The following is a 25913-nucleotide window of genomic DNA, read 5'->3' as shown; positions in this document are numbered from 1 at the left end:
GCGGTCTCACCCTGTAAACGGGGTGAGACCGACTAAGCGACTGCGCTGCTTCCACAATCGTCATTGCGCGCGCCACGTCGCGAAATCAAGCTAACGAGGGTGGCTTCGGATTGATCGGCCGACCTTCTGCAAGGCCTCGAAGGCTGCAAAGCGTTCGGTGTTCCAGCTTGCCAGGTCCGCGCGGGGTGGATGTATTTCTCCCAAAGCCGACATCGCTTCCATCGCCTGGCTGACATTGGCGTGATCGCCCGAAGCAACCGATCCGAGCATCGCGGAGCCGAGCAACACGGGCTCTGGAGATGCCGAGGCAGCAACCGTCAAGCCGGTCGTATCAGCGAGCACCTGCCGCACGAGGCGGCTCTGGGCCGCACCGCCGCTGACGACGATCGTATCGATGGCGATGCCCTTATCGTGCTGGGCGCGCACGATCTGTCGCGCGCCGTAACCAAGGCCGCACAGGCCGGCAAGATAGAGGGCCAACAGGCTCTCCAGGTCCGAACGCATCTCGAGTCCGGCGATCAGCGCCCGCGCACCGGGATCGGCAAAGGGCGCGCGGTTGCCGAGGAATTCGGGCACGACATGAAGCTCGCCGACCAAATCACGGACCATCTCTGCACCGCCGCGCGCGTCCACCTGGGCGGCGAGCCAATCGGCGAGCGTCCGCTGGTCCTGACGTGCCGCATGTGTCGCCTGTGCGGAATACGGATGCATCTGTATGAGATGGTCAATTGCGGCACCAGCGACCGACTGTCCGCCCTCATTGAGCCATAACCCCGGCACCATGGCGGAGAAATAAGGTCCCCAAACGCCGGGAACGAAGACCGGTTTCTCAGTGGTCGACATGGTGCAGGCGGACGTTCCGAACACATAGGCCATGCGCGTGAGCGCCGTACCCGCAGCTCCGCGCGCCCCCACCGTGCCGACACCGCCCGCATGCGCGTCGATGAGGCCCGCCGCAACTGATGTGCCCAACTTCAGACCAAGGTCGGCCGCTGCCTCCGCTGTCAGGCCGGCAGCCAGCCGTGTGCCGCCGGGCACGATCTGGGTGCCGATCCGGCAAAATTGCTCGTCCGCCAGCGTGCCGAGACCGACCGAGCGAAAGAAGCCGGCATCCCAGCGGTCTTCGTGGTCCAGATAGGTCCACTTGCACGTGACGGTGCAGGTGGAGCGGGCAAGGCTCCCTGTTGCGCGCCAGGTGAGGAAATCAGTCAGGTCCATGAACTGCCAGGCGTCTGCAAAGCAGCCGGGCATGTTTTCGGCAAGCCACAACAGTTTCGGCGTCTCCATCTCGGGTGAGATCGCTCCCCCGACATAGTCGAGAACTTTCGCGCCCGTGCGGTTGATCCGACGCGCCTGATCCACGGCGCGGTGGTCCATCCATACGATGATGTTGCGGGCGGGATCGCCGGACGGGCCGACCGGAAGCGGCGCGCCGCCGCTGCCCAGCACCACCAACGAGCAGGTCGCGTCGAAGCCGATACCGGCAATGCTGTCAGGCGCGATGCCGGCCTTTCCGACCGCGCCGCGCACGCTGCGGCATACGGCGCGCCAGATGTCCTCGCTCGACTGCTCGACAATATCGCCGGCCTCCCGCCACAACGTGATGTCGGCCTTATCGGTGGCGACAAGTCCGCCAGAGCGATCGAACACCCCGGCTCTCGCACTGCCCGTGCCGACATCGATGCCAAGAAAATGACGGGTCATCGCGGAGTCCCTCACCATGAAGCAAGATCGCAGATGCGGGAGCGCTACAAATCGTTGCTCTGCGGCAGGATAACGAGGTCGCGGATCGTGACATTTCTCGGACGGGTCAACATGAAGAGCACCGCCTGCGCAACTTCCGTCGGCTGGATCAGGCCACCTGCCGCCATTTCCGCCTCGAGCTTCTCCTTCGGCCAGTCGCTGATGAGCGCGGTCACGACCGGGCCGGGCGCCACCGCGCCGACGCGGAGGCCATATTTGGCGACTTGCCGACGCACGGTATGGACAAAAGCCTGCACGGCGTGTTTCGAGGCGGTGTAGATTGGCTCCCAGACGACGGGGACGAGACCGGCGATCGAGCTGGTGACGATGATGTCACCGCTCTTGCGCTCCACCATATGCGGCAGCACCGCGTGGATCGAGCGGAACAGCGCGTTGACGTTGAGGTTGAGCATGCGGTCCCAAGCGTCGGGATCGCCATCGAGCACCTCGCCGCCAATATAGGCTCCGGCATTCGCATGGAAGATGTCCAGCCGGCCGGCCTTTTCCAGCACCTGCGGCATCATGCCCGCCATGCTCGCCTGATCGGTGAGGTCGATACGCAACGGGATCGCGTGGTCGCCCAGTTCGAGGCAGGCACTGTTCAGCGCATCCTCGGCCCGGTCGACCAACACCACGCGCGCGCCTGCTGCGATCATCGTCCTGGCGCATTCGAGACCGATGCCCGAGGCAGCGCCGGTAATCGCGGCAACTTTTCCTGCAAGTTCCTGGCCCACGGTCGGTCCTCTTGTTGGAGTTTGTCTAGGCTCGGCCATGAGAGACGCGCGAGCGTCGTGCCAGCGAGTCGACGATGACCGCGACGGCAAGCACCGCTCCCGTGATCATGTACCGAAGCGACGAAGAGAGATCGAGCAGCGTAAGGCCGCTGGCGATCGACTGGATGACGATGATCCCGAGCAGTGCGGAATAGGCGCTGCCGCGGCCGCCAAACAGGCTGGTGCCGCCGATGACCGCGGCGGCGATGGCGTTGAGGTTCACGTCTCCCGTGCCGGCCTGCTGACTGGAAGATGCCAGCCGCGCGGCGGCAAGGATACCGCCGGCGGCTGCCAGCGTGGAGCACAGCATGAAGGCGCTCGTATGGATCCGGCGAACGTTGATGCCGGCACGACGGGCGGCCTCGCGGTTGCCGCCGACCGCGCTCATTGAGCGGCCCCATTTGGTCCGCTTCAGCGCATAGTTCATGACCACGCACAAGCCGACGAACAGGCCGAACATCCACGGAACGCCGCGAGCGAGATTGAGATAGTAGACAATGAATTCGAGCACGACGACGACCAGCGCACCCTTCAGCAGCAGGCGGCCGAGCGAGCTTGCAGATAGTCCCGCCGCTCGCCTACGTGCGGCCATGCGGTAGCCGGTCGCGAATACGACCACGCCGGCAAGTGCGGCCAGCGTGTAGGATACGATTGGCGGCATGACCAGCATCTGTCCGAAATTGACCAGCGGGGATCCGTAGGGAAGATTGATCGAGCCGGACGAGCCGAGCAGATAGAGTTGCAGGCCGAGCCATGCCAGCAGGCCAGCCAGCGTCGAGACGAAGCTCGGCATGCCAAGGCGGTTGAACAAGAAGGCATAGAGCGCGCCGATGGCGGCACCGAGCCCCAGCGCCGTGACGATCGCCACCGCCACGGGCCAGTCCTGATTGACCCACAGCACGCCAACCAGCGCGGAGGAGAACCCGCTCACCGAGCCAACCGAGAGGTCGATCTCGCCGACCATCAGGATACAAACGATGCCGAGCGAGATGACGCCCACGGTGGAGCAATCGAACAGCAGGTTGACCAGATTGTCGGGCGCCAGGAAGACCGGGTTGAGGCTCTGGAATGCGGTGCAGATGATCAGCAGCCCGACCACCACCGGCAGAGAGCCGAGGTCGCCCGACCGCACGCGGTCGACAAAGGCGCCGATCGTGCTGCCGATCGTGTCCGCATGTGCGACGCGCTCGTCGCGACGGTCCAGCAACCGCGCGGTCGAAACCCGTTGCGTGTTGTCGATCATGGCCGCACCTCCCGCGACTGCTGCGCGCGGCGCCGGCTGGCGCGCCGGGAGACCGAGTTCTCGTCGGCGCCCGTGATGGCCGTGACCAGATCCTGGTTGGAAACGTCGGGTCCGAATTCGCCGTTGTTGCGGCCGAGGCGCAGCACCACGATCCGGTCGGCGACCGCGCGCACGTCCTCCATGTTGTGGCTGATCACGATGACGCCGAGGCCGCGGGCACGCACACGCTCGATCAGGTCGAGCACCTCCGCGGTCTGGGCAACGCCGAGCGCGGCGGTCGGCTCGTCGAGCAAGATGAGCTTGGGCTCGGTCAGCAGTGAGCGCGCGATCGCCACGGTCTGGCGCTGGCCGCCGGAGAGCGACGCAACGGGGTCACGCACGCTCGGAATGCGCGCCGACAGTTCGTTGAGCAAGGTCCAGGCCTGGACCTCCATGGAAACCTCATCGAGCTGGGCGGGATTGAGCTCGCGGCCCAGGAAGATGTTGGCGACCACGTCGAGATTCTCGCAGAGCGCCAGGTCCTGGAAGACCGTGGCGATGCCCAGACCAAGGGCCGTCGCCGGATCGGACAGGACGACATGTTCGCCATCGAAGGCGATCGTCCCCGAGGTGGGCTGGTGCACACCGGCAAGGATCTTCACCAGCGTGGATTTCCCGGCGCCGTTGTCGCCGACAAGCGCCACGACCTCGCCGGCATGAACGTCGAGATCGACGTCGGTCAGGGCGGACACGGCGCCGAAATTCTTGGAAATGCCGCGAAGGCTCAGGACCAGTTCGCCTGGCCCCTGCTGCGGGTGATCGATATCCGAGATCGTGGACATTTCCGCGTCCGCCTTCCCTTCGTTCATCCCGGCCGCGGTGAGCGGCCGGGATCCTGCTTCGCTTACTGCGTGATGCCGAGTTTCTTGCATCCGGCGGCATATCTGCCCGTGCAGAGCTGATCGGCGGTCTGGATCTTCTTGTCGATGATCTCCGCCTTCAGGTTCTGCTCGGTCACGACCGCCGGAATGAACAGCTTCGACGGCGTGTTGAACAGCGTGGTTTCCGCCTTGGGCGTACCGCCCGAGAGGAATTCCATCGCCGCCTGGGCTGCGGCACCTGCAACGATCTCGCTGGGTTTGGAAATCGTATTGTACTGATCGCCGGCGATGATGAGCTGAAGCGCGGCAATCGTGGCATCGTTGCCTGTCACCGGAGGCACAGGATCGACACCGGCGGCCTTGAGAGCGGCAATTGCGCCACCGCCCGTACCATCATTGGCGGCAACGACGCCGAGAATCTTCTTGCCGAAGCGGGTGACCTGGCCGCTGGCCCATTGCTGCGCCTTGGGCGGCGCCCAGTCCGGCGTGTCGTATTCGGCAAGAATTGGATAGCCACTCTTGTCGAGGCCCGCGTGGATGCCCTTCTTGATGAGTCCCGCTGCGGCATCGGTCGGCGATCCGTTGATCTCAAGCACCCCTTCGCCTTCCTTCGGCGTGACCTTGGCGTCCTTCAGATGCTTGACCAGCGATTCGGAGATGGCCTTGCCGATGCCTTCATTGTCGAAGGAAACGTAGAAGTCGGCCTTGGCGTCGGGGATCGGGCGGTCATAGGCGATCACCTTGATGCCCTGGGACTGTGCCATCTTCACCAGCGAAGCGGCCGCGGTCGAGTCGACTGGATCGAGCACGATCACCTTGGCGCCCTGCGAGATCACCGAGTTGAATTGCTGCTGCTGGCGCGCGGCGTCCGCACTGGCGTTCTGGTAGATGACCTTGCAGCTCTGGCAGAGCTTCTTCATCTCGGCAGCAAAGCCTGGATAATCGTGCTGTTCGTAGCGGGTGGAGGCCTGGTCGGGCATGAGGAAAGCAACGGTTGCGTCCTTCACCTCCGCAGCCTGCGAGAACGAGGTCGTTGCGCCGAGCAGCGACAGGACGAGCGCGGCTGTGCCCGTGGTCTTGAACGAGAGTTTCGTCATTCGGACTTCCCTTTCCGAGACTGGGTGTTAGAGTGCTACTCATTGATCTCTAGGAGACACGCCTTCCCTGCTTCCGCAGCCGGACGGCAACGGCGGTCAACGCCGATATCCTCCGAAGCCACGCGGAATTTCCAGACAAGAAATCTCCTTCGCAGGCTGCCATCGGCGCGCCCACGTCATTCTTCCCGTAATCGTCCTCCTCCCTTGCTCCTCCCGGTTAGGCGGCGCGTGCCGCGTTGATGTTGTCCGCCAGCAATCGTCTGAAGCGCGAGGGCGGCATGCCCTTCTCGGCCAGGAACTGGCGATTGAAATTGGAGAGATTGTTGAAGCCGACCTGGAAGCAGATGTCGGTGATGGACGCGTGTTCGTCGCTCATCAGGATCTGGCAGGCCAGATTGATGCGGAGCCGCTTGACGTATTGCACCAGCGACATCCCCGTGTGCCGGCGGAACGAGCGCGAAAACGCGCTTTGCGACTGGCCGGCGATCGTCGCGAGATCTGCTTCGCCGAACGGCTGCGTCAGGTTCTCGCGGATGAAGGCGAGCGCCTTGTTCATTCCAATCGACATGTAGCCGGACGGGTCGGGCAAATAGTTTGGGCTGGAGAGCGGCAGTGCACCTCGGGCGCGGCAGAGCGTCCCCAGGATCATCATGAATAGCTCGATCCGACGCACGCCCTTCGCCGCCACGATCTCCTCCATCAGCGGCGCGAGCTCCTTGCTCGTGTTGCCTGAGAAAAGCACGCCACGCCGGGAGGATTCCAGCAGCGCACCGAGGCCCGAAAGCTCGGGCATCAGCTTCATCGTATCGCCGATGAATTCTTCGCTGAACTGGATGATGCGGCCGCGCAGGGGGATGGCGACATCCACCGGCAGATCGCTCACCCAATTGTGCGGCAGGTTGGGTCCGGTGAGGACGAGATTGCCCGGCTCAAACTGGCCGATGAAATCGCCGACAAAGTAGCGACCGCTCGTCGCCACGACCTGATGGATCTCGTATTCCGGATGAAAATGCCACCTGACCGTATGGAAGGGATAGCCGTGCGACCAAGCCTTGAACGACTCACCGCGCCGTATCTGGACGACTTCCAGGTCTGGTTCCATATCTGTTCCCTCCTGGGCCGGCCCGGTCTGTAAACGCCAGGGCTCGTCCCCGATGGCTGAATTTTGCTCAGCTCTAGCTATTGCAGGAACCGTATCGGGTGGCAGCCGCCGCCGCCACCACGATTCAGATGCCCAACCGATACTCTTTTGACATTCGTTGCCTGGGCGCCGCAATATCGGCCGCCTTCAGGCCTCGTCCTGCTCCCCTATTCCAGGCTCTCCACCTGGCGCAGGCTGGGGAACAGCTTCATCCAGAGCAGCGCCACCGCAACGGTGCAGACGCCGCCGAGCACGGCGGCGGGCATGGCGCCGAACAGGGCGGCGGTGAGCCCGCTCTCGAACTGGCCGAGCTGGTTCGAGGCGTTGATGAAGAGGAAATTGACCGCGCCGACGCGGCCGCGCATCTCGTCGGGCGTTGACAGCTGGACCAGCGAGAAGCGGATCACCACGCTGATCGTGTCGGCGGCGCCGAGCACGGCGAGCGAGAGCACCGACAGCCACATCCACGACGACAGCGCGAACACGATGGTCGCGACGCCAAACACGATCACCGCCTGGAACATGCGCAGGCCCACGTGGCGCGTGATGGCGTGTCGCGCCAGCACCGTCGTCATCAGCAGTGCGCCGACGGCCGGCGCTGCACGCAGCAGGCCGAGCCCCATCGGGCCTGTCTGGAGGATGTCGCGGGCATAGATCGGCAGCAGCGCGGTGACACCGCCGAACAGCACGGCGAACAGATCGAGCGAGATGGTGCCAAGGATCGCCGCATTGCTGCGGATGAAGCGGACGCCGGCGAAAATGTTGTCCGTGACCGTATCCTTGGCGACCGCCTGCGGGCGCGGCCGGATGAAGCCGGTCAGGATCATCCCGAGGATCCAGAACAACAGCATCACGGCATAGGCGAGATGCGGCGCGATCGCATAGGCAAAACCGCCGAGCGCCGGCCCGGTGATGGTCGCGACCTGCGCCGCGCCGCTGGAGACGGCCGTGGCGCGCTGGAGCGATCCTTGCGGCGCGATCAACGGCAGAAGTGCCGCCGTGGTCGGGCTCTCGAAGGCGCCGGCAATGCCGAGCACGAACGTCGCGATGAAAATCTGCACCTCGCTGACTGCGCCGAGATAGGTGATCGCGGCAAGATAGAGCGCGGTCGCGGCTTCCACGAGCTGGCAGAGCTGGACCACGCGCTTGCGCTCAAAACGGTCGGCGGCGTGGCCGGCGACGAAGACGAGCAGCGCAGTGGGCGCAAACTGCACGAGCCCGACCATGCCAAGTTCGAAGGCCGAGCCGGTGAGGTCGTAGATCTGCCAGCCGATCGCGACCGCCGCGATCTGGCTGGAAAAACGTGACAGGCTGCGCGAGAGCAGGAAGAACAGAAAGGCGCGGTGGCGGAGGAGCTCGCCGGCACTGACCGGCGGATTGGCTGAAACTGGCTCGTCTGGCATCGCCGCTTCGGTCACGCTCGGATGGTCCGCCCCTGATATCGACGTGCCCCGCGTGGCTGACGCGGGCCTGCTTGTCAACAGCGGGCAGCGCCTGGAGCCATCCGGCATTGCGTTTGCAACGCAGGCGCGGCCATAATCATTGGGGGCTTGGGGACATCATGCTGCGGCTGCAATCGACACTCGGCGTTTTCGCATTGCTGCTGATCGCCTTCGCACTGGCGGAGAATCGCCGCGCGGTCTCCCTGCGGCAGGCGCTGATCGGCCTGGTCGTGACCTTCGTCACCGCGATCGTGCTGTTGAAGGTGCCCGTCGTCGCGCATGCCTTCGGCGCCATCAACGACGCGGTCGGCGCCATCTCCGCGGCCTCGCGCGCCGGCTCCTCCTTCGTGTTCGGCTATGTCGGCGGCGGTCCCCTGCCCTTCGACCTCAAGGCGCCGGGCGCCGATTTCGTCCTGGCGTTCCAGGCACTGCCGATCGTGCTGGTCATGAGCGTGCTGACGACGCTGCTGTTCTATTGGCGCGTGCTGCCGCCGATCGTGCGCGGCATGGCCTGGCTGCTCGAGCGCACGCTCGGCGTCGGCGGCGCGGTCGGGCTCTCGACCGCCGCCAACATCTTCCTCGGCATGGTCGAGGCGCCGCTGTTCGTGCGGCCGTATCTGGCGCAGATGAGCCGTAGCGAGTTGTTTCTAGTGATGACCGGCGGCATGGCCGGCATCGCCGGCACGGTGCTGGTGCTCTATGCGACGCTGCTGGCGCCGCTCATCCCCGACGCGGCCGCGCATTTCGTCATTGCGTCGGTGCTGGGCGCGCCGGCTGCGATCCTCGTCAGCCTGATCATGGTGCCTGAGACATCCGACAAGCGCACCGGCGGCGCGCTGGAAGATCCCGAGATGGAAGTCTCCAGCACGATGGACGCGATCGTGAAAGGCACGAGCGCTGGCATCGAGCTGCTGATCAACATCGTCGCGATGCTGCTGGTGCTGGTGGCGCTGGTCTATCTCGTCAACGCCATCCTGGGCCTTCTGCCGAACATCGGCGGCGCCGCGATCTCGCTGCAACGGCTGCTCGGCCTCGTCATGGCGCCGGTGTGCTGGCTGATGGGATTGCCCTGGGACCAGGCGGTGACCGCCGGCAGCCTGATGGGCACGAAGACCGTGCTCAACGAGCTGATCGCCTATGTCGACTTCTCAAAACTGCCGCCCGATACTCTCGATCCGCGCTCGCGCCTGATCATGCTCTACGCGATGTGCGGCTTCGCCAATTTCGCCAGCCTCGGCATCATGATCGGCGGGCTCGGCGTCATGGCACCGGAACGGCGCGACGAGATCAATGCGCTCGGGCTGAAGTCGATCGTATCAGGGACGCTGACGACGTGTCTGATGGGCGCGATCGTGGGGGTGTTGAGCTGACTTATAGCAGTGGTCATCCCAGGGCACGGTTAGAGCCTTTTCCGTTCCGATGGAATCGGAACGGGGCTCTAGATTCTTGTTTTGACGCGTTTTCTTTACGCGAACCGGTATCCACTTCGCTCGAAAACGCTCTAGTGTTTCACTTTGGAAACTGACGTTTTTCTTGAGAGACTGCGTGATTTAGATCTTCTTCTTTTTCTTCAATGGCCTGACCTTCGCGGCGTTCTGGGCCGCTGTCCTCGCTTTCCCAATTGCGCGTTCACGCGCATCCCTTTCTTCCGGAGTAAGCTCTCTCAATTCCAATGGTTTCAACGCCATTCGATCCTCCTGTCTTTCGCTAAAACATAATATAGCTACCCCGACAAAGTCGCGAGCCCGGCATCCATTGAGAGCCAGCGTTTGCGGTGAAATGGATTCCGGTTCGCGCTGTGCGCGCCCCGGAATGACAGAAAGCTACGCCTTCAACTCCACCGTCCTAAACTCCGCCGGCAAAATCACCTCCAGCAGTTCGACGTCGTCGGAATAATCCAGGATCATGTGCTTGATCTTCGGCGGCTGGGTCCAGGCGCTACCTTCTTTCATCAAGGTCTCGCCCTGTCCGTCCATGTAGGTCTTCACCCAGCCCTTGAGCACATAGACCATCTGGAAGTCGACATCGTGGAAGTGCAGTTTCGAGACCTCGGCCGGATCGCAAGGGCCCTGCAGGCGGATGACGTGGGCTTGCGCGAGGCCATGGCTGGCGGCGGCGATGCCGAGGTCGCGGTATTTTGCGTAGGCGCGCAGGCCGTCGGCTTTGAAATCTTCCTCGCGGTGATGGCTGATGGCGATGCGCTGCTTCGGGCGCGCGGGTTTCTGTGCCGCAGCCTTGGCCATCGTCGTGCGGGCCTTCGCCTTCACCGCCTTGCGTGCGGAGGATCGCGCTACGGCTTTGGTCGCGGTCCGCTTCTTCATTGCGGCTTGGGCTGCGCTGCGCGATTTTGCTTTCTTGGCCATGGGCCGCCTCCCGTGTTGTTATGAATGGAGGCTAGCACGGAAACAGGTCTCGAAGGGTGGGCAAAGCCACCGGGTCGCGCGAATGCGCGCCCGATGACAGGCTCAGCGTGCCCACCATGGCAGATGCGAGCGCGAGAGACGGTGGGCACGGCGCGCGAAGTGCGCGCGCCTTTGCCCACCTACGAGACCGGTGTCGCCTTCAATTCAGCCGGAACACGCCATCCACGGCACGCAGCTCGGCGGGCTTGATCAACTTGGAATGCGCCACCGTCACCGAATGCAGCGGGCCGTCGAGCTGGTCCTGCCAGAACGCCAGGAAGTCGGTCAGCGCCGGGAATTTCGGGAACATGTCGTAGTTCTGCCAGACATAGGTCTGAAGCAGCGACGGGTGATCCGGCATCCGGTAGAGAATTTGGGCCGTCGTCAGCCCGTAACCCAGCAGCTGTTTCCGGAAATCATCGGAAACGGCTCCAACCCGCAATCCCATGCCAACCTCCTTTGCAGGAGCGCATTCAGGGGGTGGCTTGATCCGGTACGCTTCTTACGAGCCACCCGGTGGAGATGCGCTTACATGAGAAATGTGACGCAAACTGACAACCCATCTCAAGCCCAAAAGTTTAACAAGCTGTTGAAATTCAATGCTTTAGCAGCAGAGGCACCTCCGTGCTAGTACGGATCGCCGATCCGGTTAACGATGGTAAAGGAATCTGGCAGGCGGGCCTTCAGCGTGCCGATTTTTCTGCTAGAAACCCTTGCCCCCGCAAAATTCCTGTCCTATTTCAGCCTCGCCTGTGCTAGCACTCGCTGGCACAGATTGCTAACGACCTAAAATCATCAACTCGTGCAAATGCTTAGGAGAGCTGCATGAAATTCCGTCCGCTTCACGACCGCGTCGTGGTCAAGCGCATCGACGCAGAAGAGAAGACCGCCGGCGGCATCATCATCCCCGACACTGCCAAGGAAAAGCCCTCCCAGGGTGAAGTCGTCGCCGTTGGCCCGGGTGGTCGCGACGAGGCCGGCAAGCTGATCCCGATCGACCTCAAGGTCGGCGACCGCGTGCTGTTCGGCAAGTGGTCCGGCACCGAAGTCAAGATCGACAACGTCGATCTCTTGATCATGAAGGAAAGCGACATCATGGGCGTCCTCGACGTCCCCGCTTCCAAGAAGAAGGCGGCCTAACAGCCCCTTTCTCCCTCAGTCAAACACCTCAAGGAAAAAATCCAGATGGCAGCCAAAGAAGTCAAATTCTCGGTTGAAGCGCGCGACAAGATGCTGCGCGGCGTCGACATCCTCGCCAACGCGGTGAAGGTCACGCTCGGTCCGAAGGGCCGCAACGTCGTGCTCGACAAGTCGTTCGGCGCTCCCCGCATCACCAAGGACGGCGTCACCGTCGCCAAGGAGATCGAGCTCGAGGACAAGTTCGAGAACATGGGCGCACAGATGGTGCGCGAAGTCGCCTCCAAGTCCGCTGACGCGGCCGGCGACGGCACCACCACCGCGACAGTGCTCGCGGCCGCGATCGTGAAGGAAGGCGCCAAGTCGGTCGCCGCCGGCATGAACCCGATGGACCTCAAGCGCGGTATCGACCTCGCGGTCGAAGCCGTCGTTGCGGACCTCCAGAAGAACTCCAAGAAGGTCACCTCGAACGACGAGATCGCCCAGGTCGGCACCATCTCGGCCAACGGCGATGCCGAAATCGGCAAGTTCCTGTCCGATGCCATGAAGAAGGTCGGCAACGAGGGTGTCATCACCGTCGAGGAAGCCAAGTCGCTCGAGACCGAGCTCGACGTCGTCGAGGGCATGCAGTTCGACCGCGGCTACATCTCGCCCTACTTCGTCACCAACGCCGACAAGATGCGCGTTGAGATGGACGACGCCTACATCCTCATCAACGAGAAGAAGCTCTCCTCGCTGAACGAGCTGCTTCCGCTGCTGGAGGCCGTGGTGCAGACCGGCAAGCCGCTGGTCATCGTCGCCGAAGACGTCGAAGGCGAAGCCCTCGCGACCCTGGTCGTGAACCGTTTGCGCGGCGGTCTGAAGGTCGCGGCCGTTAAGGCTCCGGGCTTCGGCGATCGCCGCAAGGCCATGCTGCAGGACATTGCGATCCTGACCGGCGGCCAGGCGATCTCGGAAGATCTCGGCATCAAGCTCGAGAACGTCACGCTCAACATGCTCGGTCGCGCCAAGAAGGTGATGATCGACAAGGAGAACACCACGATCGTCAACGGCGCCGGCAAGAAGGCCGACATCGAGGCGCGCGTGGCCCAGATCAAGGCGCAGATCGAGGAAACCACCTCGGACTACGATCGCGAGAAGCTCCAGGAGCGTCTCGCCAAGCTCGCGGGCGGCGTCGCGGTGATCCGCGTCGGCGGCGCGACCGAGGTCGAGGTGAAGGAGCGCAAGGATCGCGTTGATGACGCGATGCATGCGACCCGCGCGGCTGTCGAGGAAGGCATCGTCCCGGGCGGCGGCGTCGCCCTGCTCCGTGCTTCCGAGCAGCTCAAGGGCCTGCGCACCAAGAACGACGACCAGAAGACCGGCGTCGAGATCGTGCGCAAGGCGCTCTCCGCGCCCGCTCGCCAGATCGCGATCAACGCCGGTGAAGACGGCTCGGTGATCGTCGGCAAGATCCTGGAGAACAAGGCCTACGCTTACGGCTTCGATTCCCAGACCGGCGAATATGCCGACCTCGTCAAGAAGGGCATCATCGACCCGACCAAGGTGGTCCGTACCGCGATCCAGAACGCAGCTTCGGTTGCGGCGCTGCTGATCACCACGGAAGCCATGGTCGCCGAGCTGCCGAAGAAGGGCGGCGCCGGTCCGGCAATGCCCCCGGGCGGCGGCATGGGCGGCATGGACTTCTGATCCAGCCACTCAGGCAAACGACGGAATGCGAAACCCCGGCAGCGATGCCGGGGTTTTGCTTGTGGGCGAAACGCGCGCCGACGATTAACTCTGCGCCAGATCCCGGAAGCAGTGGCGAATCCAGTCTATGGTCACGCGGGTTGCGGCGTCGCGCTTGAGGTGGTTTTGCACGAGCAGCCAGGCGTCGCGCCGCTTCGGCAGCAGCGTGGCGCGCAGGCGGCGATCGCCGAGCAAGTCCGCGCAACTATACTCCGGCAACACGCCGGCGGCCTGATGCGCGCGGATCAGGTTACGGATGACGCGGACGTTGTCGGTGACGCAGCGCGCGCGGGTCTTCTTGGCGCGCAGGAATTGCATCTCGGGAATGTCACCGAGTTCGTCCGGATAGGCGCACAGCACCGGTTCGCCCTCGGTCGCGACAGGCTCGAAATAATAGAGCTTGACGTCACCGAGCCTGGAGATCGCGAAGTCGCCCTTGTCGGGCTTGCGCAGGCGGATGGCGAGATCAGCCTCCCAGCGCGAGAACTTCACGTTCTCGCTCGAGGTGAGGAATTGCAGGGTCAGACCGGGATTGCCGCGCAGGAAATCGCTCGCGCGCGGCGACAGCACCTCCTCTGCGACCGTGTTGGTGGACGCAATGCGCAAGCAGCCGACCGGACCTGCCAGGCTCTCGCCGACGCGACCGATCTCGGCGGCATGTGCGGCCATCGCCTCGACATGCGCCAGCACAGCCTCGCAACTCCGCGTCGGCCGGCGCAATCCGTCGACGGCCTCGAACAGGCGCAAACCAAGCGCACGCTCGATGCGCGACAGCCTGCGCCCAACCGTCGTCTCGTCGATGCGCAGCCGCGCGCTGGCCCCGGCATAGGTGCCCTCGTCCCTGACGGCAGCGATGATGCGCAGATCGTCCCAGTTCATTGCGTGAGGTTATACCGGCTGGAAGGAGGCCTGCAATATCGCAGCCACCCGCTGCAATATCCCTGCATATCGGCAGGCATTCCGCGGGCTATGTTTGTCCAGCCTTTTGCCCCCGGAGATTTCCAAAGCGATGTCGACCGCAAAGACTCTGCTGCAGCTCGCCGGTGCCGATCTCAACCCGCCGCGTCTTGGCGACGCCGCGCTGGTGCTGATCGATATCCAGAACGAATATCTCGCAGGCCCACTCGCTTTGCCCGACGCCCGGCCTGCGATCGCGCGGGCCGCCGCGCTCCTGGCACGCGCACGCGAGAGCGGAGCCGCGATCATCCATATCGCCCATCGCGGCAAGGCCGGCAGCCTGTTCGATCGCGGCGCCGACCGGGGCGCGATCGTCGCCGAGCTCGCACCCGGTGCCGGCGAGCTGGTGATCGAGAAGGAGCTGCCCAATGCGTTTGCCGGCACTGATCTGCAGGCACGCCTTGCCGCAACCGACAAGAAGAACATCGTGCTGGCCGGCTTCATGACGCATATGTGCGTCTCCTCCACCGCCCGCGCCGCGCTCGACCTCGGCTTTCGCACGACTGTTGACGCCGACGCCTGCGCCACGCGCAACCTGCCCGACGGGCGCGGCGGCACGCTGGACGCCCGGACCATCCACGAGGTTGCGCTCGCCGAGCTATCCGACCGCTTCGCGATCATCGCGCGCGGCGATGCACTGAAATAACGGAGCAACGCGATGCTGCAACTCTATTTCTCGCCGATGGCCTGCTCGCTTGCGAGCCGCATCGCGCTGATGGAAGTCGGCCTCGAGGCGCGCTATCATCAGGTGCATCTCTCGACCAAGAAGGTCGCGGACGACGACGGCGATTTTCGCGGCATCTCGTCGAAGGGCGCGGTGCCGGTCCTGGTGCTGGACAACGGCGAGCGGCTGACTGAGAGCGCGGCGGTGCTGCAATACATCGCCGACCTGAAGCCCGAGCGCGGCCTTGCGCCGCCGCCTGGCGATCCCGATCGCTACCGCCTGCAGGAATGGCTGAGCTTCATCGGCGCCGAGATCCACAAGGCGTTCCTGTTTCCGACCTTCTGGTACAAGGACGACGGCTCGCTCGCCAAGCCGCGGGCGCGGATCACGCAGACGTTGTCGGTGCCGTCGGCGCATCTCGCGGACCGCGAATTCGTTGTTGGTCAACGCTTCACCGTTGCCGATGCCCACCTCGCCTGGGCTTTGTTGCTACTCCGCCCCGCGGGCGTCGACATCGCGCAATGGCCGTCGCTGTCGGCCTATCTCAAACGCATGCAGGCGCGGCCTACGGTGCGAGATGCGATCGCAACGGAGATCGCGCTGCGCAAGACCATGGCGGCTTGAGCGCGCCTTACTCCACCCGCGCCAGCACCGCGAGCTTGCGGATGCCCTTGTTGCGATAGGCGTCGAGGAACGCGTAATAGTCCTTGAACGACACGCAGCCGTTGGAGTCGCCGTTCGGCCCGAGCATGAAGGTGTGGGCGAGCAGGCCGTCGCGGCCGTAGATCGCGCTCTCGCCGCCGATCGGGGTCAGACGCAACGCCGGCACGCCGTGAAACAGCGCTTCGCGCGGCTTCAGATTGTAGATGTGCGGCGGCGTCACGCCGCGCATACGGACACGCGAGGAACGGGGATCGTCGAGATTGGAGCCAAGGCCGGAATGCGCTTCGAGCTTGGTGCCGTCGGGCAGGTAAACCGTCTTGGCGGTAATGTCATAGACCGCGGTGTCGCGCTCATAGGGCGCCGAACCGCCGAGCATGGGGTTCTGCTCCTTCGGCGCGATGGCCGAGGTCACGCTGGCATCGGCCGACGCGTAAGCGAGCAAGCCGCCGGACGGCTCACGCTTGCCCCAGAGCTTTTCAACCATCGACTGGCGCGGACCGGTGATCGACATCACCGCGGCCTTGGCGCGATCGGCAAAGGGCTTTGGCTTCGCTTCAGGCGCCGGCACGATCTGGGCCGGATCGGCCGAAGCGAGCTGCACCGGCGCATCAGCGCGCTTGGTCTTCGCGGCGTCCGCGATCTTCTCGACGACCTTGGCCGGGCCCTTCAGCACTTCCGCGACCTTGGCGACGACGGTCGGCTTCGCTACTTCCTTGGCTTCGGCGACCTTCGTCGCGGGCGCAGCACTGGCCGCGTTGGACTCGACGCCCTGCGTCGCTGCCGCGGCAAAGCGCTCGTTGAACATCTCGCGTGAAATCGGTGCAGCCACCTGCAGCCGGTCGGGCAGCAGCGCAAAGGTTTCCCGGATGGCCTCGCCTGCCTCGCGCAGCGCGACCCTGGGCGCGCGCTTGACCACGGGCTCGTCGTAGCCGGAGCTGCCGACAGTCGGATAGACGCTGGCGGCGAAGATGTTGTTGTAGACGGTCCAGCCGGCAAGCACGACGCAGCCGATCACGGCGGCGCCAAGCACGTTTTGGGTGGTCATTTTCCGGGAAGACTTCCGATGAGAATGCTTACTCGGATTCTTGTTCGGATTCTTGGGCTTCCGTGCCGCGTAACTTTGCGCAGCGATACTCGTACTCATTCGCCTTGCGTCCAGGACGGTGTCACTCAGTCCCCCTTCGAAGTGCCGCTGGTCACGTTCCGGAACCAGCATCTCGCAGAGGGTCGGAGCGTCATTAAGGCGACTTTTAGTTAAATGCGGATTAAGTTCGGGCAGATGTGGGGCAGGTCGTTAACGCTGTGCCATTTCGAGAAAAACGCCCGCAGAACTACGGACTTAGGCGAATCTGTTAACTATAATTCTCGGCCGGTTCGGCACGGTCGGCGGACGTCTCCGGCCGCCTCTCTAGACGCACCAACCAAGTCGTTTTCGTGGTCATCAATACCCGGAAGATAGCGGGGAAACGTTGCGCGAGGCTGGCGCGGTCAGCTGCCGATGTCAGCAGCGCAGCAGCACACTCACATCACACATTGCGCGACGATCGCTCACGCGGCACGGCGCCTTGACTGAAAGTTGATCGCGCCGATCTGGAAATGCCCGGGGCGAGAAAGTAGCTACGACCTCGGCACTTTTCAGCAGCCTCTGCGCGTGATACGGTACCGTATCAACATCGCCTTGAACTGTGCCGAGCACGCAAACGGAGGCTCGCATGAGAGGGTTTTCGCACGCTGGGTTTTGCGCCCTGGCGTGGTCATTTGTGTTGATCGGACCCGCAACCGCACAGAATGCCGCCAATGCGGGCTGCACGGCATCGCCGTCGGCCGCAGGGACGCAGACATGGCGCTGCGACAACGGCATCACGATCGTTGCCGAAAGCGGCGCCCGATTTGAACTAAACGACGCCAACCGCGACGGACATATAGACTCCGTGGAGTTGAGCAGCAAAGCGCTGCAGGTCGAGGTGCCCAGGAAGCCCGGCGGCAATCCCTTCAAGGTCCTGACGCCGCAAGCCATCGCCGCCGTGCGCGGCACCAAATGGGCGGTCGATGTCGCCGAGGCCAAGACCTCCGTGTTTGTCGCCAACGGCCGCGTCGGCGTGACCCGCAGGGCGGTGCGTGGACGCGGCGTCGTGCTGGGAGTCGGCGAAGGCGTCGACGTGGAAGCGACCGGTCCGCTGACCGTGAAGACATGGGGGCAGCCGCGCGTCGACGCGCTGATGACAAGGCTGGGTCAATAAGGCTGGGCCAATAAGCTCTGTCGACGCGACCTGCTCAGGCAGGTCCCGACAACAAAAAGAAGATTGCAGTACGACGGAATGAAGAGACGCGTTCAAATTCTGGTGGCACTCGTCCTCACCGCACTGTGGGGGGCGGGCATCTATGCGGGCCACGCCAACGGTCATCTGCGCTTTCTCGACAGGCTCGAGGCTACGCTGACGGATTGGCGAACGCAGGTCCGCGGCGTGCAAGTTCCGCCCGATCTCGTCACCATCGTCGCCATCGACGACACCGTGGTGAAACGCGGCGGCAGCTACCCGCTGCCGCGCGCCGATCTCGCCCGCGTGGTCGACACCATCGTGCAGTTCAAGCCGAAGGTCGTCGCGATCGACCTGCTGCTGGTCGACCGCAGCGCCGCGATCGGCGACGCCACGCTGGCCCACACGCTCGCCACCGGTCCCATGGTGCTCGCAGCCGCTGCGATCTTCCCGAGCGCGAGCGAGACTGTGGCGCCCGGCAGCAGCGAGCCGCTCGCCGCCCTGCCCCAGGCCGAGCGCTTCCTGCTGCCGTTGCCGGCGTTCGCCGAGCACGCCGACGTCGGAATCGTCAACGTCGCGACCGGGCAATCCGGCTCGCCGCTCTCGGTGCCGATGCTGTTCCGGACAGACGACAAGGTCGAACTGTCGTTTCCGCTGCGGGTCGCAAGCCGCGCGCTCGACAAGCCGCTGACGATCGCGCCGGATCATCTCACGCTCGGCGATCGCGCCGTGCCGACCGACACCGACTTCGCGCTGCCGATCACCTATTACGGCCCGCGCCGCACCATCCGCACCGTGAGCGCGCAGAGCATTTTCGACCGCACGCTCGACCGCAAGGCGATCGAGAACCGGATTGTCGTGATCGGCGCCGCCGTCGCCGGCGGCGGCGACTTCTTCCCGACGCCGTTCGATTCTCTGATGCCCGGCGTCGAGGTGATCTCGACCGCGATCACGCACCTCGTCGCCGGCGACAGCATCGTGCGTGACCGCAAGGTTCACATCGCCGATGCGCTCATCGCGATCCTGCTGCCGATGCTGCTGGTGGGCTTGCTGGCCTGGCGCCGGAGCGCGCTCGGCTTCGTCTTGGCAGCCGCGGTGATGGTCGCCTGGGCCGGGCTCAACCTGTTCGCGTTCACGCACGGCGTCTGGCTCGATGCCGCGACCACGCTCGCGGCGGCGGTGCCGCCGGTTGCGGTGTTCATCGGCGTGCAGACGTGGGCCGGAGGCCGCCGCACGCAATATCTCGCCGCCAAGAGCCGATCGCTGGCGCAATTCCAGGCGCCGGCCGTGCAGGAGTGGCTGGCACGCGATCCCAATTTCCTGGCGAAGCCCGTCCGGCAGGATGCGGCCATCGTCTTCATCGATCTCTCCGATTTCACCGCGCTGAGCCAACGGATCGATCCGGAGCAGCTCCAGGACATCCTGCAAGTGTTCCACGCGCTGATCGACCGGGCCGCGGTCGATTGCGGCGGCATGATCACGAGCTTTCTCGGGGACGGCGCCATGATCCTGTTCGGCCTGCCGAGCGCGATGCCGGATGACGCGGCCCGTGCGCTGAAATGTGCGATCGGCCTGCATCGCGGCGTCGAGCGCTGGATCGCGTCACTGCCATCCGAGATCAGCGGCCGGCTCGGTTTCAAGATCGGGGCGCATTTCGGCCCGATCGTCGCCTCCCGTCTCGGCGAGAGCCACCAGCACATCACGGCCAACGGTGACACCGTCAATCTCGCGAGCCGGCTGATGGAGGTCGCCGCGCACAACGGTGCACGGCTCGCATTGACCGACGCGCTGCTCGATGCGGCCGACTTTCACGGGGCGCCCGACGGTGTCCTGTCGGGCCCCCTGCTCACGCAGATCCGTGGCCGCTCCGGCATCGTCACCGTCTGGTTCTGGCGCGACCAGGACAGGCCGAGCCAGGACGCGGCCAAAGTCGAGATGATCGACTGAGGCCGCAGGTGCTTCCGCCTACTACGCCTTGCGCCTCAGTACGCCCAAGCCGCCCAGCTTGCCGCGCGACATCAACTCGCGGAAGCTGTCATTGAGGAGGATCTCGTCGACCTCGTCCGAGATCAGCTTCGCTTCGGCCTCGGTCATGACGTTGGACGTGAATGAGCCGCTCACCTTCATGGCGTTGAGCACATCCTTGACCAGGGGCGCGCCGTTGGACGCGATCTCCGGCGGCTGCCAATCCAGATCCTCGATCACGAACAAGCCGCCCGGCTTCAGCGAGGGAAACAGCACGCCGAGCGTCAGGTGCTGGTGCACCGAGGCGTGAGAGCCGTCATCGATGATGATGTCCAGCGGCTTTTCCTTGGCTGCAAGCTGCTCCAGCAGGTCGCGATCGCCCTGATCGACACGATGGATCCTGACCCGCGGGTGGGAGAACCAGCTGAAATCCTCGATGTCGGCGCCGATGACCTCGGCATTCGGGAAGTAGTCCAGCCACATCTGCAGCGACGGCACCTGATCTTGAGTCCAGCCTTCGACCCGCCCGCGGCACAGACCGATTTCCAGGATGCGAATGGGCTCGAGAGCCTTCGATCGGAACAGCTCGTGATAGATTCGCGTATAGTGATGGGCAAGCTGGCCTTTGTAGACTGCGCCCTTGTCGGAATCGTATTTCGCCGCAAGCTGCGTCAACCAGTTCGGCTCGAGCACCAGCTTCTTGAGATAACCTGCCACGCTCTGTTCGGGGACCGCATCGAAGCGCAGTCCCCTCTCGGCCCACATTTTTCCCCAGAGATGGACACCGGTCACGCGGGGATCGCTCAGGAGGTCGAAGCCGGCCCGGCCCTCGGCGGCGAACAAATCCACTTCGCGCCAGTCGATCGCGTTGAAGGTTGTCGGCGGCAGGATCGACGATTGGAGCTCCTCGTCGCCTGCGACGAGCAGATATTCGCTCAGCAACAGCGGCCCCACCGCGCCGTATTCGACGCGCTTTTCGCTGAACAGCCGCTGCAGTGACAGCGCATACAGATTGGCCATGTGAAGCGAGCCCTTGGGCGCGCGCATCACGTCGCCGACGCACACATGGCCGTTCTCGACGCCCGACCATTGCGCGGAAAACACGTGCTCCCTGCCAAAATCCAGCGGCTTCACGAGCACGATGTCGGTATCGAGCCACCAGCCGCCGAATTCATGAAGAACGGCATAGCGGAAGATGTCGCTGAAGTAGCGGATCTCGCTGTTCACGACGGCATGCTGGTAGATCGCACCCGGCACGAGATTTCCGGCATCGACCACCATGACTCCCGGCGGCACACGCCCCTGCATGGCGGCGACGTTGTCGTAGGTGTACAGCTTGACCGGATGGCCCTGGCGGACCATCGACTGAAGCGAGAGACGCGACATCTCGCTCAACGGCGCGTTCGACCAGAAGCAGTGAATGGGATCGCGGGCTTGTTCCGACCGGGGGCTACTCTGAAGATGAGAGTTGAATTGCGCCGTCAGCGCATTCCAGCCGCTGCGAGGGACCGAACGGCACTCGGCAAGGAATGGCAATTTCTGATACGCGCGAGCGATCAGAAAGCAAAGGCTGGCCTGATTGACATGCCCCGCCCTGTTCAAGGCATTGCCAAAGTTCTCCCAGATTGACGGGTCAACGGGATCGAGCGCCACCGCGCGCTGAAACGCCTCCAATGCCTCCGCCTGAAGCCCCTTCCCTTGCAGAGCCGTTCCGAACGTCGCGAGATAGGTCGCCTTCATCTCGTTCGTCAGCGCACGGCCGGCCCACTCCAGGGCGGCATCGAAATTCCCGTTGAGCAAAGACACACCGGCCATCAGATGAAGTAGGCCGGCATGGTTCGCGTCCGAGGCCAGCCCCTCCCGGCAACGGGCTTCGGCCTGTTCGAGCTCGCCCGTCTTCAGGTGACGAAGACAGATCTGGTAATATTCCTCCCGCGTCGGCGAAGACGGCTCTGTCGAGATCTCGTTTGTTCTTGCGAGAGTGCCGTCGTGATAATTCATCGGGACCTTCCGGATCAAGGGAGAGCGGGCAGCAGCAACCCGATTCCCGAGACTGCAGGAAGGTTGCCCCTTTTCAATTATCCCTTGGAGCTTGCTCGAAGCTGGACACCGCTTTCGCCTCAGCGCGCCGGCGCGTGGCGAATCGAGGGGGCCGTTGATATGGCTGCAACCAGCGATCGGCGCTTTATTCGATCTTTGAATCTGGTCCTTGCATGAAGAACTTTGTCGTCAACCTCAACCGTCAGCCGGAAAAGTACGAAAGCTTCCTGAGACTGAATGCCGGGTCGAAGATCGCCTTCGAACGATTTGAGGCGTCCGATGGCGCATCGTTCTCATCGCAGGATGTGCTCGGGATGAACCTGGTCGTATCAGGAGCACAGTTCACGCCGGGTGCTGTCGGTTGCGCGGCCTCACATCTCCGCATCTGGCAACAGACGGCTCAATCCGAAGTGCCGGCGCTCGTGTTCGAGGATGATGCGATTGTCCGCAATGACATCAGCGAGCGTCTGGATGTCCTTCGCCGTCTCAAGGACTGGGATTACGTCGCGCTCGGCTACAATACGGACTCCATTCTCGAGCTTGAGCTCACGCCCGGCTTCAGGTCCGCGATGGTGTTCACGCCCAAGCAGCCAAGCGACGAAAGTGCGGAAGTTTTTCAGAGATCAACCGCAGAGATCGCCGCGTTTCGGCTCATCAATTGCTTCGGCACGGCAGGCTACGTGGTTTCGCCCCGAGGCGCGAAGAGACTGCTGGAGCTCTGCTTTCCGATGGAGAACCGGTTTCTTCGGGTTGCAGCACTCAATCGCACGATCCCGGTCATGGGGGTCGATGGCATGATGAACTTCATCTACAACTCGATCGAGGCCTTCGCCTGCCTCAGTCCGCTTGTCATTCCAAAGAACAACAACGCGGTCTCGACAACCGTTCCGACCGGCGAAATCCCCCGCTGGTGAATGCAGCCCGCACCGCCAGGTGCGGCCGGGTTCACGGCAGGAGTTCGGGCGGCAGCGAGCGATCCAGCACGTCGCCCTTGGCGCCCTCGAGCAGGTCGACGCCGTAGGTCTCGACCACCAGCGGCCCGCGCTTGCGCTGCAGCTCTGCGACACGCGTCACCTGCGTGAAGAGCTCGTTGAGGGACGGATGACCGTCGGGACGCAGCTCGTCGACATAGATCAGCTTGCCGGCGAGCAGCTTTGGATCGGGCTCGGGCATGTTGACCCAGCGGATGCGCTGGTTCTGCTGCACCACGCAGCTGCCGCGTGGCAGATAGAAGGCAAGCCACCCCGTAGTGCCGTAATCCGGCGTGAGCACGCAGGTCGCACCGCTGCTGACACGCGCCGCTTCGATGCCGGCGGCGAGCTCGCGCCAGCCGACGCCGACACTGCGCACGGTCGCATCGCGGCGATAGCCGGATAACCAGCCCGTATTGGCCTGCAGGATCAGCGCGGCAAACATCACGATGCCGGTTGGCGCAGCCCAGCGCAGGCAAAAATCCACCAGGCGTCGCGCACGCGGCTTCCACTGCACGAGGTTGGCTGCGGCCGCGGCGGCGACGATGAAGGGCGGATAGACCGGCGCAAACCAGTTGGCCTCGACGCGGGCATGCAGCGAATGCCAGACGAAATAGGCGACGATGGTCCAGAACATCGTCTCGATCAGCACGCGCGAGGCCAGTGCACCCGCCCTCCGCCAGGTCAGCGCATGCAGGCCCATCGCGCCGAGGATGAAGACGAGCGGGGTCGCAAACGCGATCTGGGTCGGGATCAGCTCGGCAATGAAGACCGGGCGAAAATCCTCGATCCTGGCGCGCCCGAGCTGCTTGACGAACGAGACCCATTGATGATCCGCATTCCAGAGGATCACCGGCGAGAACAGCGCGAGCGCAACGAGGCCGCCGAGAGAGGGCCAGGGCGACAGGAACCAGCGCCGCAGTTTCGGCACCGAAGCGAGCCAGATCAGGATCGCTGCGCCAAAGAACATCGCGGTGTACTTCGACAGCAGCGCCGCACCGACGGCGGCGCCGACCGCAAGCCACCAGACGCCGCGACCGGTCTCCAGCACTTTTGCGAGGAAGAACAGCACGAAGCTGGAGGCGACCAGCAACGGCGCATCCGGCGTCACGATCAGCGTGCCGACCGAGGCCATCATCGTCGCGTTGAGCAGGATGGCGCTGGTCGCGGCCACCCGGGCGCCGCCGAACAGGATCGCGGCCGAACGATAGATCGCATAGCTCATCGGCAGCGCGAGCAGGATCGAGACCAGACGGACGCCGAGCTCGGTATCGCCGGCGATCATGGTGCCGGCGCGGATGACATAAGCCACCATCGGCGGGTGGTCGTAGTAACCTCCCGCCAGGTTCTTCGACCACATCCAGTAATAGGCTTCGTCGAAGGTGATCGGCGTGAAGGCGGCCGCGACCAGCCGCAATGCGACCAGCGCAAGGACCACCAGCGCCGTATTGCGGACAATCCGCGCGTCAGCCCCGCCCATACAAGCTTCCTTGCAAGCGTCCGTGACGCGCTATTTCTTGCGCCAGACGAACAGTCCGGACATCGCGTAATTCCACACCACGCCCATCAGCGCGCCGGCGAGGCCGGCCAGCCACCAGATCGGCTCCTGGTCGTAGACCGAGAAGGCGACGCCGACATTGGCGAGCAAGCCGACGCTGCAGACGATATAGAACATGATCAGGCCGCGCAGGATCGCAAAGCCCTTCAGCCGCTGGTCGCGATAGGTGAGGAAGTTGTTCAGGACGAAGTTGCTGGTCATCGCGACGATGGCGCCGGCGGCCTGCGCCTCCGCGAACGGCGCCTTGAACAACTCAAGTCCGATGAACAGCGTGGTGAGATGCACCACGAGCCCGATGCCGCCCACCATCGCGAACAGGATGAAGCGCAGCGAGACGATATCGTTGGTCAGCTTCGCCAGCACGAGGCCGAGGAAGTCGAGCGCGACCATGGAATCGAGCTTGCTCTCGCCATGCTGGCGGGCACCGAAGGTGTAGGGAATTTCGACCGCGCGCAAATTGCCCTGCGCGCTTGCGACGAGATCGAGCAGGATCTTGAAGCCGTGCACCGAAAGCTTCGGCGCCAATTGCTCGAAACGGTCGCGGCGAACCATGAAGAAGCCGCTCATGGGATCGGCAATCGCGACCTGGAGCACCTTCCTCGCGACCTCGGTCGCGAGCGCACTGGCGCCGGCGCGCTGCTTGTTGAAACCTTCGCTCTTGTAGCCCTCGATGTAGCGGCTGCCGACGACGAGGTCGGCCTGGTCGCTTGCGAGCAGCAGCAACATCTTCGGCAGCTGTGTCTCGTCATGCTGGAGGTCGGCGTCGATCACGGCTGCGTAAGGCGCGCTGGAGGCCAGGATGCCCTCGATGCAGGCGCCCGACAGGCCGCGGCGGCCGATGCGGCGGATGCAGCGCACGCGGCTGTCCTGCTGCGCCAGCGCCCGCACCACGTCCGAGGTGCCGTCGGGCGAATTGTCGTCGACGAACACGACTTCCCAGGCGACGTTGACAAGCGTCGCCTCCAGCCGCCGGTAGAGCACCGTGACGTTGTCGCGCTCGTTGAAGGTCGGGACGATGACCGACAGTTCCGGCCCCTCTTGAGCCTGCCCGTCGACGCCCGGTCTGATCGCTTCATTCATGACGGCAGCGTATATCCGCAGCGTCTTGCGATGCCAAGCTAGGGATTGTTTCTGTGGGGAACGACCCAAAAGGGGCCTTAAAATACCGACGACCCCGGAATGGCGGACCGCGCGTACATCCGGCGCAAGCCCAAGCTATTCCAAGGTCGTTCCAGCAACGGAGATTGTTACTCAACGTTGCCGTTACAAGC

Annotated in this window: 23 protein-coding genes; 8 read left to right on the top strand and 15 right to left on the bottom strand. The window is 64.0% G+C overall.

What is annotated here, in order from left to right; all coding sequences use genetic code 11:
- Positions 1 to 90: 90 nt before the first annotated feature.
- The 7 genes from JJC00_RS15565 to JJC00_RS15535 form a co-directional block, all read right to left on the bottom strand.
- Positions 91 to 1704 carry an FGGY-family carbohydrate kinase gene (locus tag JJC00_RS15565; RefSeq protein ID WP_200473412.1) on the bottom strand — a complete coding sequence of 538 codons (1614 nt, stop codon included), beginning with the start codon at positions 1702 to 1704 and terminating at the stop codon, positions 91 to 93.
- A gap of 44 nt (positions 1705 to 1748) precedes the next feature.
- Positions 1749 to 2477, bottom strand: coding sequence for an SDR family oxidoreductase (locus tag JJC00_RS15560; protein ID WP_200473411.1), 729 nt, complete (start codon positions 2475 to 2477; stop codon positions 1749 to 1751).
- A gap of 25 nt (positions 2478 to 2502) precedes the next feature.
- Positions 2503 to 3759, bottom strand: a complete 1257-nt coding sequence (locus JJC00_RS15555; protein WP_200473410.1) for a sugar ABC transporter permease — start codon at positions 3757 to 3759, stop codon at positions 2503 to 2505.
- A complete protein-coding gene (locus JJC00_RS15550; RefSeq protein WP_200473409.1) occupies positions 3756 to 4580 on the bottom strand; it encodes an ATP-binding cassette domain-containing protein in 825 nt (274 codons plus the stop codon). Before JJC00_RS15550 ends, JJC00_RS15555 begins: the two co-directional genes overlap by 4 nt.
- Positions 4581 to 4642: 62 nt before the next feature.
- A complete protein-coding gene (locus JJC00_RS15545; protein ID WP_200473408.1) occupies positions 4643 to 5716 on the bottom strand; it encodes an ABC transporter substrate-binding protein in 1074 nt (357 codons plus the stop codon).
- A gap of 217 nt (positions 5717 to 5933) precedes the next feature.
- The gene (locus JJC00_RS15540) at positions 5934 to 6818 is read right to left on the bottom strand and encodes an AraC family transcriptional regulator (protein WP_200474128.1); all 885 of its coding nucleotides are present in this window, start codon (positions 6816 to 6818) and stop codon (positions 5934 to 5936) included.
- A 206-nt stretch (positions 6819 to 7024) separates the two neighbouring features.
- The gene (locus tag JJC00_RS15535) at positions 7025 to 8260 is read right to left on the bottom strand and encodes an MFS transporter (protein ID WP_200473407.1); all 1236 of its coding nucleotides are present in this window, start codon (positions 8258 to 8260) and stop codon (positions 7025 to 7027) included.
- Between the two features lie 158 nt (positions 8261 to 8418).
- Here JJC00_RS15535 and JJC00_RS15530 point away from each other — a divergent pair, with 158 nt between their 5' ends.
- Entirely contained in the window at positions 8419 to 9669 is a 1251-nt protein-coding gene (locus tag JJC00_RS15530; RefSeq protein ID WP_200473406.1) for a NupC/NupG family nucleoside CNT transporter, read from the top strand.
- 180 nt (positions 9670 to 9849) lie between these two features.
- Here JJC00_RS15530 and JJC00_RS15525 read toward each other — a convergent pair whose 3' ends face one another.
- The 3 genes from JJC00_RS15525 to JJC00_RS15515 all read right to left on the bottom strand — a co-directional run bounded on the left by JJC00_RS15525 (position 9850) and on the right by JJC00_RS15515 (position 11149).
- Entirely contained in the window at positions 9850 to 9987 is a 138-nt protein-coding gene (locus JJC00_RS15525; protein ID WP_200473405.1) for a hypothetical protein, read from the bottom strand.
- A 135-nt stretch (positions 9988 to 10122) separates the two neighbouring features.
- The gene (locus JJC00_RS15520; RefSeq protein ID WP_200473404.1) at positions 10123 to 10662 is read right to left on the bottom strand and encodes a cupin domain-containing protein; all 540 of its coding nucleotides are present in this window, start codon (positions 10660 to 10662) and stop codon (positions 10123 to 10125) included.
- Between the two features lie 199 nt (positions 10663 to 10861).
- On the bottom strand, positions 10862 to 11149 hold the full coding sequence (locus tag JJC00_RS15515; protein ID WP_200473403.1) for an usg protein: 288 nt from the start codon (positions 11147 to 11149) through the stop codon (positions 10862 to 10864).
- Between the two features lie 377 nt (positions 11150 to 11526).
- Here JJC00_RS15515 and JJC00_RS15510 point away from each other — a divergent pair, with 377 nt between their 5' ends.
- Complete coding sequence (locus JJC00_RS15510; RefSeq protein WP_008139213.1) at positions 11527 to 11841, top strand: co-chaperone GroES; 315 nt, start codon at positions 11527 to 11529, stop codon at positions 11839 to 11841.
- Positions 11842 to 11886: 45 nt separating this feature from the next.
- A complete protein-coding gene (gene groL, locus JJC00_RS15505) occupies positions 11887 to 13527 on the top strand; it encodes a chaperonin GroEL (protein WP_200455893.1) in 1641 nt (546 codons plus the stop codon).
- Between the two features lie 84 nt (positions 13528 to 13611).
- Here groL and JJC00_RS15500 read toward each other — a convergent pair whose 3' ends face one another.
- Complete coding sequence (locus JJC00_RS15500; protein WP_200473402.1) at positions 13612 to 14445, bottom strand: LysR family transcriptional regulator; 834 nt, start codon at positions 14443 to 14445, stop codon at positions 13612 to 13614.
- A gap of 130 nt (positions 14446 to 14575) precedes the next feature.
- Between JJC00_RS15500 and JJC00_RS15495 the strand changes: the two genes are divergently transcribed.
- Both JJC00_RS15495 and JJC00_RS15490 read left to right on the top strand, forming a co-directional pair.
- A complete protein-coding gene (locus tag JJC00_RS15495) occupies positions 14576 to 15169 on the top strand; it encodes a cysteine hydrolase family protein (protein WP_200473401.1) in 594 nt (197 codons plus the stop codon).
- A gap of 12 nt (positions 15170 to 15181) precedes the next feature.
- Positions 15182 to 15811, top strand: coding sequence for a glutathione binding-like protein (locus tag JJC00_RS15490; protein WP_200473400.1), 630 nt, complete (start codon positions 15182 to 15184; stop codon positions 15809 to 15811).
- 7 nt (positions 15812 to 15818) lie between these two features.
- Here the strand turns inward: JJC00_RS15490 and JJC00_RS15485 are convergent, their stop codons facing one another.
- On the bottom strand, positions 15819 to 16895 hold the full coding sequence (locus tag JJC00_RS15485) for a tlde1 domain-containing protein (RefSeq protein WP_200473399.1): 1077 nt from the start codon (positions 16893 to 16895) through the stop codon (positions 15819 to 15821).
- 667 nt (positions 16896 to 17562) lie between these two features.
- Between JJC00_RS15485 and JJC00_RS15480 the strand changes: the two genes are divergently transcribed.
- Positions 17563 to 18090, top strand: coding sequence for a FecR domain-containing protein (locus JJC00_RS15480; protein WP_200473398.1), 528 nt, complete (start codon positions 17563 to 17565; stop codon positions 18088 to 18090).
- 78 nt (positions 18091 to 18168) lie between these two features.
- The gene (locus JJC00_RS15475) at positions 18169 to 20055 is read left to right on the top strand and encodes a CHASE2 domain-containing protein (RefSeq protein WP_200473397.1); all 1887 of its coding nucleotides are present in this window, start codon (positions 18169 to 18171) and stop codon (positions 20053 to 20055) included.
- Positions 20056 to 20076: 21 nt separating this feature from the next.
- Here JJC00_RS15475 and JJC00_RS15470 read toward each other — a convergent pair whose 3' ends face one another.
- Positions 20077 to 22074: a glycosyltransferase gene (locus JJC00_RS15470; RefSeq protein WP_200473396.1), complete on the bottom strand. Its 1998-nt coding sequence runs from the start codon at positions 22072 to 22074 to the stop codon at positions 20077 to 20079.
- Between the two features lie 212 nt (positions 22075 to 22286).
- Here JJC00_RS15470 and JJC00_RS15465 point away from each other — a divergent pair, with 212 nt between their 5' ends.
- Positions 22287 to 23027 carry a glycosyltransferase family 25 protein gene (locus JJC00_RS15465; RefSeq protein WP_200473395.1) on the top strand — a complete coding sequence of 247 codons (741 nt, stop codon included), beginning with the start codon at positions 22287 to 22289 and terminating at the stop codon, positions 23025 to 23027.
- Between the two features lie 31 nt (positions 23028 to 23058).
- Here JJC00_RS15465 and JJC00_RS15460 read toward each other — a convergent pair whose 3' ends face one another.
- Positions 23059 to 24564: a glycosyltransferase family 39 protein gene (locus JJC00_RS15460; RefSeq protein ID WP_200473394.1), complete on the bottom strand. Its 1506-nt coding sequence runs from the start codon at positions 24562 to 24564 to the stop codon at positions 23059 to 23061.
- A 30-nt stretch (positions 24565 to 24594) separates the two neighbouring features.
- A complete protein-coding gene (locus JJC00_RS15455; protein ID WP_200473393.1) occupies positions 24595 to 25722 on the bottom strand; it encodes a glycosyltransferase family 2 protein in 1128 nt (375 codons plus the stop codon).
- Positions 25723 to 25913 lie beyond the last annotated feature (191 nt).

Origin of the sequence: Bradyrhizobium diazoefficiens, assembly GCF_016616885.1 — a bacterium.
Classification (GTDB): domain Bacteria; phylum Pseudomonadota; class Alphaproteobacteria; order Rhizobiales; family Xanthobacteraceae; genus Bradyrhizobium; species Bradyrhizobium diazoefficiens_F.
The sequence above is the reverse complement of the archived record's forward strand: the minus strand, read 5'-3'. Positions and strand labels throughout refer to the sequence as shown.